Source organism: Frateuria sp., from assembly GCF_013362045.1.
GTDB lineage: Bacteria > Pseudomonadota > Gammaproteobacteria > Xanthomonadales > Rhodanobacteraceae > Frateuria_A.
Window position 1 is genome coordinate 1 of the sequence record NZ_JABFWW010000313.1, and the last position, 5,319, is coordinate 5,319.

At 65.0% G+C, this 5,319-nt stretch carries 10 protein-coding genes and 1 tRNA gene; 8 read left to right on the plus strand and 3 right to left on the minus strand.

Annotated features, from left to right (window positions below; translation table 11 throughout):
- The 3 genes from bfr to HOQ08_RS14890 form a co-directional block, all read right to left on the minus strand.
- Window positions 1-295: bacterioferritin (bfr, locus tag HOQ08_RS14880; RefSeq protein ID WP_291196621.1), on the minus strand; the 295-nt coding region annotated here is incomplete at its 3' end.
- A 98-nt stretch (window positions 296-393) separates the two neighbouring features.
- Complete coding sequence (locus tag HOQ08_RS14885) at window positions 394-600, minus strand: (2Fe-2S)-binding protein (RefSeq protein WP_291196623.1); 207 nt, start codon at window positions 598-600, stop codon at window positions 394-396.
- 46 nt (window positions 601-646) lie between these two features.
- Complete coding sequence (locus HOQ08_RS14890) at window positions 647-1,192, minus strand: RNA pyrophosphohydrolase (RefSeq protein WP_291196626.1); 546 nt, start codon at window positions 1,190-1,192, stop codon at window positions 647-649.
- Between the two features lie 153 nt (window positions 1,193-1,345).
- On the opposite strand from HOQ08_RS14890, the gene HOQ08_RS14895 reads away from it, so the two are divergent.
- The 8 genes from HOQ08_RS14895 (at window position 1,346) to HOQ08_RS14930 (ending at window position 5,238) form a co-directional block, all read left to right on the plus strand.
- A tRNA-Met gene (locus HOQ08_RS14895) sits at window positions 1,346-1,422 on the plus strand.
- Window positions 1,423-1,506: 84 nt separating this feature from the next.
- A complete protein-coding gene (queD, locus tag HOQ08_RS14900) occupies window positions 1,507-1,869 on the plus strand; it encodes a 6-carboxytetrahydropterin synthase QueD (RefSeq protein ID WP_291196629.1) in 363 nt (120 codons plus the stop codon).
- 116 nt (window positions 1,870-1,985) lie between these two features.
- Window positions 1,986-2,372: a phasin family protein gene (locus tag HOQ08_RS14905; protein WP_291196632.1), complete on the plus strand. Its 387-nt coding sequence runs from the start codon at window positions 1,986-1,988 to the stop codon at window positions 2,370-2,372.
- A gap of 256 nt (window positions 2,373-2,628) precedes the next feature.
- Entirely contained in the window at window positions 2,629-2,994 is a 366-nt protein-coding gene (locus HOQ08_RS14910; RefSeq protein WP_291196635.1) for a hypothetical protein, read from the plus strand.
- Between the two features lie 3 nt (window positions 2,995-2,997).
- Window positions 2,998-3,804 (plus strand): F0F1 ATP synthase subunit A, encoded by an 807-nt coding sequence (gene atpB, locus HOQ08_RS14915; RefSeq protein ID WP_291196638.1) that lies wholly within the window; start codon window positions 2,998-3,000, stop codon window positions 3,802-3,804.
- Between the two features lie 54 nt (window positions 3,805-3,858).
- The gene (gene atpE / locus HOQ08_RS14920) at window positions 3,859-4,137 is read left to right on the plus strand and encodes a F0F1 ATP synthase subunit C (protein ID WP_291196641.1); all 279 of its coding nucleotides are present in this window, start codon (window positions 3,859-3,861) and stop codon (window positions 4,135-4,137) included.
- Between the two features lie 94 nt (window positions 4,138-4,231).
- Entirely contained in the window at window positions 4,232-4,702 is a 471-nt protein-coding gene (locus tag HOQ08_RS14925) for a F0F1 ATP synthase subunit B (protein ID WP_291196643.1), read from the plus strand.
- A 2-nt stretch (window positions 4,703-4,704) separates the two neighbouring features.
- Window positions 4,705-5,238, plus strand: coding sequence for a F0F1 ATP synthase subunit delta (locus tag HOQ08_RS14930; RefSeq protein ID WP_291196646.1), 534 nt, complete (start codon window positions 4,705-4,707; stop codon window positions 5,236-5,238).
- Window positions 5,239-5,319: the final 81 nt, after the last annotated feature.

Below are 5,319 nucleotides of genomic sequence, written 5' to 3' on the forward strand. Positions count from 1 at the left end.
TCGCGGCGGCCAGTTCCAGGTCGAGGTCGCCCTGAATGCACTCCAGCGCGTTCTCGCCAATGCGCAGCTTGCCCAAGTGCTGCAGGTTGGGCAGGCCGTCAAGGAAAAGGATGCGCTCGATCAGCCGATCGGCGTGCTTCATCTCGTCGATCGACTCCTTGTATTCGTGCTCGGCCAACTCGCCGTAGCCCCAGTTCTTGAACATGCGGTAATGCAGGAAGTACTGGTTGATCGCGGTCAGCTCGTTGTAGAGCACCTTGTTGAGGTACTCGATGACCTTGGCGTCGCCTTTCATTGGGAGGTCTCCGGTGCTGGGGTCGACCGGTGACTATACGGACTTGCCCGCAAGCAGGCGGTAACGCGAATGGTTGCGGTTTTGCCCGGGTACGGGCGTCAGGCGGTGACCAGCGGGAGCGGGAATGCCACTTGGGCCAGCGCCGCATCCAGCGTGGCGCGTGCTTCGGATTCGCAGCAGCCGCAGCAGTCCGAGCAACCGGTACGCGCCTGCAGTTCGGCGAAGGTCCGCGCGCCGTCGGCGACTGCGCGGCGGATGTCGCTGTCGGTGACTGCATTGCAGAGGCAGATGTACATGGCGCGCATTCCAGCGCGAATGCGAATGATTGTCAACAAGGCCCGGCTCGACCGTTCAGGCGACTGCGCAGCTACCCGGCCCGTTGCTCCCCGCGGTGCGCGGCTGGGCGCCGAGCTGGACGCTCAGCAACTGCTCCACCAGCGGTGCGAAGTGCCGTAGCGCGCGCTCGTAGACCTGACGTTTGAAATTGACCACGTGGTCGGCCGGATACCAGAAGTCGACCCAGCGCCAGATGTCGAACTCGGGCTTGTCGCAGGCATCGAGCTTGAGCGCGTTTTCTCCGCCGACCAGGCGCAACAGGAACCATACCTGCTTCTGGCCGATGCAGGTCGGGTGCTGGTGGTGGCGTACGTAGCGATGGGGCAGTCGGTAGCGCAACCAGCCGCGCGTGCTGGCGATCACCTCGACGTGCTCGGGCGCCAGCCCGGTTTCCTCGGCCAGCTCGCGGTACATCGCCTCCAGCGGCGTTTCGTCACTGTGCATGCCGCCCTGGGGGAACTGCCAGCCGTCGTGGTTGACGCGCCGTGCCCAGAACAGCCGACCATCGCCGTTGAGCAGCACGATGCCTACGTTCGGGCGATAGCCATCCGCGTCGATCATGTCGCCTCCTGGCCGGCATGCCGCGACTACAGCGGCTTCGGCGCGGTTCAACCATAGCGCGCGCGACGCAGGAAAGCGAAGAGGCTTGAACCGGCCCGGCCCGCCAATTACACTGCCGGGCTCCGTTGGCGCGCCCTGCCAGCGATGCCCCTTGGCTATGTAGCTCAGCCGGTTAGAGCACAGCACTCATAATGCTGGGGTCGGTGGTTCGAGTCCACCCATAGCCACCACGCGCCAGCGACGCCGCAGCCGTCCCGTTCCCAGTCCCTTGGCCCCGAGAGCGGTGCGATGGGCCAGTCCTACAATGGCTCGCCATGCATATCCATAAGGTGTTCCAGATCGAAGCGGCGCACCGGCTGCCCAACGTGCCGGCCGGGCACAAGTGTGCACGGCTGCACGGGCACTCCTTTCGCATCGAAATCCACGTCGAAGGCGAGCCCGATCCGACCATGGGCTGGCTGATGGACTTTGCCGACGTCAAGGCGGCCTTCGCGCCGTTGTTCGAGCAACTGGACCACCATTACCTCAACGAAATCGAAGGGCTGGACAACCCTACCAGCGAGACGCTGGCGCGCTGGATTTTTCGCCGCCTGGAACCGCGACTGCCCGGACTGGACAGGGTGGTGGTGCACGAAACCTGCACGTCGGGGGCCAGCTGCAGCCGGACCAGCTTCTGACGCAGCGCAAGGTGACCGGCTCTAAGCTAGTAGAGATCTTAGACATTCTTTGATGTTGCATTGCACAAAATCTCCTGCTAGGCTTGCTCCACTCCCACTCCCGCGAGGGACAAGTCATGACGCAGCAGATCGATACCCAAGTGTTTGCCTATGCCAGGCAGTTCGCCGACAACGCCTTCAAGGCGCAGGCGCTTGTGCTCAAGGGCCTGGAGCAGGCAGCTGGCCTGCAACTGGGCGCGCTGGAACAGCAGTCCCGTTCGGCCGCCGAGTTTCTGCTCGCCGCAGGTGAAATGCGCGATGCCGATGGCCTGAGTGGACTGTGGGACAAGGGCGTGGCGCTGGGTCGCGCGCAGGCCGAACAGGCTGTGGTCCTGACCCAGGGCCTCGTGGCCGTCGGTCGGCAGACCGCCGAATCGCTCGGCTCCCTGGTGCAGCCGCTGCAGGCTGCCAATGATGCAGTCGCGGCAACGGTTGCGAACGGTCGCAAGGCGGCCGCGAAGTAAGGCTTCTGCCCGCGTCCCCATCACCCTCCCCGCCGGGACGCGCTCTCTGGGCCGGACTTCCATGTCCGGCCTTCTTTTTTGCAGACGTCGGCAGGAACTTGCGCCACCCGAAAAGTGAACGCCAACGCCCGCACGACAAGATGTCGCAGCCGTGCGGCTTGTCCGTCCAAATGACCGGCTGATATACTTTTGCGGATTGGATCGTGGCCCGTTGCTGCAAGGGTGACGCCTGGTGCGAAACCGCGCGGGAACACACGTGCTCAACAGTCTAGCCTCCGGTCGCCGCCTGGCCCTGCGCATCGTGATGTGTCAGGTCGGGGTGGCAGCGCTGGTCGGTCTCGTCTTCCTCGTGCAGGGGCGTCGTGAAGCCTTGGCGGCCGCTGCAGGCGCCCTCGTGGTGGCGCTAGGCAACGCGCTGCTTGGCGCGCGGGCCTTCGCCGGGATGCATGGGGCGGGCATGGCGCTGGGCCGTCTGCTGATGGGCATGGTCCTCAAATGGATCGTGGTCATCGGAGGGATGGGCATGATCCTGGTCCAAATGAGATTGCCGCCGCTGGCCGCCATCACGGGGCTGGCGGCTGCTTACGCGGTTCATCTGCTGGCGTTTCGATTCAAGGGTTGACACATGGCAAGCGAGCCGCAGGGCGGTCTTACCGAATACATCTCCCACCACCTCAAGCACCTGACTCCGCACACGAGTCCGGAAGGCTTCTGGGCGGTGCACGTCGATTCGGTCACCGTGTCGCTGGCGCTCGGTGTGTTGTTCTGCCTGTGGTTCTGGGCCAAGGCTCGCAAGGCCACCGCAGGCGTGCCGGGCAAGGGCCAGGCGTTCGTCGAGATCGTGCTCGAGTTTGTCGACGGCCAGGTCAAGGACGTGTTCCACGGTGATCGGCGCGTGCTCGGCCCACTGGCCCTGACCGTATTCGTCTGGGTGTTCCTGATGAACGCGATGGATCTGTTGCCGGTCGACCTGTTGCCCTGGATCACCGAGAAGTTCGGCATCGGCCACTTCCGCGCCGTGCCCACGGCCGACATCAACATGACCTTCGCGATGTCGCTGACCGTATTGCTGCTGATCATCTTCTACAGCTTCAAGGCCAAGGGTTTTGGCGGCTACATGCACGAGATGTTCACCGCGCCGTTCGGCAAGCACCCGCTGCTGTGGATCCCCAACTTCGCGCTGAACCTGGTCGAGCTGCTCTCCAAGCCGGTGAGCCTGGCGATGCGACTGTTCGGCAACATGTACGCCGGCGAGCTCGTGTTCATGCTGATTGCCGGGCTGTTCACCGCCGGCAGCTGGGCGCTGTATGGCATGGGCATCATCGGCTACACCGTGTGGGGCATCTTCCACATCCTGATCATTTCGATCCAGGCCTTCATCTTCATGGTGCTGACCGTCGTGTACATCTCGATGGCTCACGACCACCACTGACCTGCAGTTCTTTTTCATCGAACAACACAAGCTTTTCTTTCTGAGGAGATCGTCGTGGAAGCTATCGTTCAAATCGCGCAAATCCAGGGTTTCACCGCCATCGCGCTGGGCCTGATCATCGGCCTGGGCGCCCTCGGTGCCTGTATCGGTATCGGCGTCATGGGTTCGAAGTTCCTGGAAGCCGCTGCCCGCCAGCCGGAGCTGGTGCCGCTGCTGCAGGGCCGCATGTTCCTGCTGGCCGGCCTGATCGACGCGGCGTTCCTGATCGGCGTGGCGCTGGCGATGTACTTCGCGGTGGCCAATCCGCTGCTGTCGGCCCTGACGGCGAAGTAAGCACGAGGCGGCGCCTGCGCGCCGCTCCCCTACGGGTGCCCGCGACAGCGGCGCCCGTACCCGTACCACCCCCGCATTTACAGGTAACGCAGCGATGGATTTCAACGCGACCTTGATCGGCGAAATGATCGCCTTCGCGATCCTGATCTGGTTCACGGTCCAGTTCATCTGGCCGCACATCAACAAGGCCATCGAGGAGCGCCAGCTCAAGATCGCCGAAGGCCTCGACGCCGCCGAGCGCGCCCGCGCCGAGCTGCGTGACGCCGACAGCAAGGTGGCCGCCGAGATCAAGGTGGCGCGCCAGCAGGCGGCCGAGATCATCGACCGCGCCCAGCAGCAGGCCAACCAGATCCTGGACAAGGCCCGCGCCGACGCCATCGGCGAGATCAACCGGCTGAAGGCCAGCGCGCAGGACGACATCGCCTCGATGGCCCAGCGCGCCCGCGAGGAGCTGCGCGAGAAGGTCGGCGCGCTCGCCGTGCAGGGCGCCGCCAAGATCGTGCAGCGCGAGATCGACCCGGCCGCGCACAAGGCGCTGCTCGACCAGCTCGCCACGGAAATCTGACCATGGCCCAGGCAATCACCCTCGCCCGTCCGTACGCGCGCGCCGCCTTCGAGCTGGCGCACGAGGCCGGCATGCTCGGCGAATGGTCGCAGGCCTTCGCCTTCGCCGCCTCGGTGGCGAAGGATGCCCGCGTGGCCGCGCTGGTCGGCGATCCGCGCGTGCAGCCCGCGCAGCTGGTGGCGCTGCACCTGCCGCAGGGCATGGGCGCGGATACCGCGTTCGCGCAGTTCCTCAAGACGCTGGCCGAACAGCGGCGCCTGGCGCTGCTGCCGGAAGTGGCCGAGCTGTACGAGGAACACAAGCGCGAGGCGGGCTCGCAGCTGAAGGTCAAGGTGACCAGCGCGATGGCGCTGGATGCCAACCAGGCCGAACAGCTGAAGGCGTCGCTCAAGCGCCGCTTCAAGCGCGAGATCGAGCTGGAAGCCAAGGTCGACCCGGCGCTGCTCGGCGGCGTGGTGATCGACACTGGCAGCGAAGTGATCGACGGCTCCGCGCGCGGTCGCCTGCAGCGCCTCGCCTCGGCGCTGATCAGTTGATTAGACGCGGCATCCATGCCGCGAAAAGCAGAACCGGCCATCCGTGGCCGACTCTGAAAAAAAACCTAGAGCACGCCGGCC

Excerpts from the sequence above, each read along its gene's own strand:
- queD (WP_291196629.1), top strand. The coding sequence starts at position 1,507 with ATGCATATCCATAAGGTGTTCCAGATCGAAGCGGCGCACCGGCTGCCC.
- HOQ08_RS14930 (WP_291196646.1), top strand. The coding sequence starts at position 4,705 with ATGGCCCAGGCAATCACCCTCGCCCGTCCGTACGCGCGCGCCGCCTTC.
- HOQ08_RS14885 (WP_291196623.1), bottom strand. The coding sequence starts at position 600 with ATGCGCGCCATGTACATCTGCCTCTGCAATGCAGTCACCGACAGCGAC.
- HOQ08_RS14890 (WP_291196626.1), bottom strand. The coding sequence starts at position 1,192 with ATGATCGACGCGGATGGCTATCGCCCGAACGTAGGCATCGTGCTGCTC.
- HOQ08_RS14925 (WP_291196643.1), top strand. The coding sequence starts at position 4,232 with ATGGATTTCAACGCGACCTTGATCGGCGAAATGATCGCCTTCGCGATC.
- atpB (WP_291196638.1), top strand. The coding sequence starts at position 2,998 with ATGGCAAGCGAGCCGCAGGGCGGTCTTACCGAATACATCTCCCACCAC.
- HOQ08_RS14905 (WP_291196632.1), top strand. The coding sequence starts at position 1,986 with ATGACGCAGCAGATCGATACCCAAGTGTTTGCCTATGCCAGGCAGTTC.